General features: G+C 42.0%; 1 protein-coding gene. It reads left to right on the top strand.

What is annotated here, in order from left to right; translation table 11 throughout:
• Positions 1-19 precede the first annotated feature (19 nt).
• On the top strand, positions 20-595 hold a 576-nt coding region (locus ACTS4L_RS11385), incomplete at its 3' end, for a calcium-binding protein (RefSeq protein WP_440652075.1).

Genomic DNA, 595 nt, shown 5'->3' with positions numbered 1-595 from the left:
AAGCAAACAAGGTAACAATTTGGATATCCAAGTTGGTGATGATGAAAATAATCGTGTGCTTATAGAGAATTTTTATGTGGTAAGTGGTTATACTCGTACGAAAGTCAGTGGCTTTGAATTTGCTGATGGTACGGTGATTAAGCGCGAGGATGCACGCTTAAATTCAGATATTGTCGGTGACGCATTAGCGAATACATTATCTGGTACGGATTTTGGAGAAAGGTTTTTTGCTTATGCTGGGGATGATGTGGTTCACGCAGGAGGTGGTAATGATATGATTGAAGCAGGTGCTGGTAATGATGTCATTTATGCTGGCGCTGGTGCTGATATCGTATATGCTGGTGCCGGTGATGATGTGGTGCACGGTCAAGGCGGCTTTGATCAATTATATGGTGAGGAAGGTAACGATACACTCTATGGTCATGGGAGTAATTCAGAAGTTTATGGTGGCACTGGTGATGATACCTTACTATCACAAGGGAATTGGCAACATAATACATTAATTGGCGGTCAAGGTAATGACTTACTCATTACCTATAATTATACGACAACGACCTATGTCTACGAGCTTGGTGATGGCATTGATACGATCCGC

Source organism: Cysteiniphilum sp. 19S12-1 (assembly GCF_052030685.1).
Classification (GTDB): Bacteria; Pseudomonadota; Gammaproteobacteria; order Francisellales; family Francisellaceae; genus Caedibacter.
The sequence above is the reverse complement of the archived record's forward strand: the minus strand, read 5'-3'. Positions and strand labels throughout refer to the sequence as shown.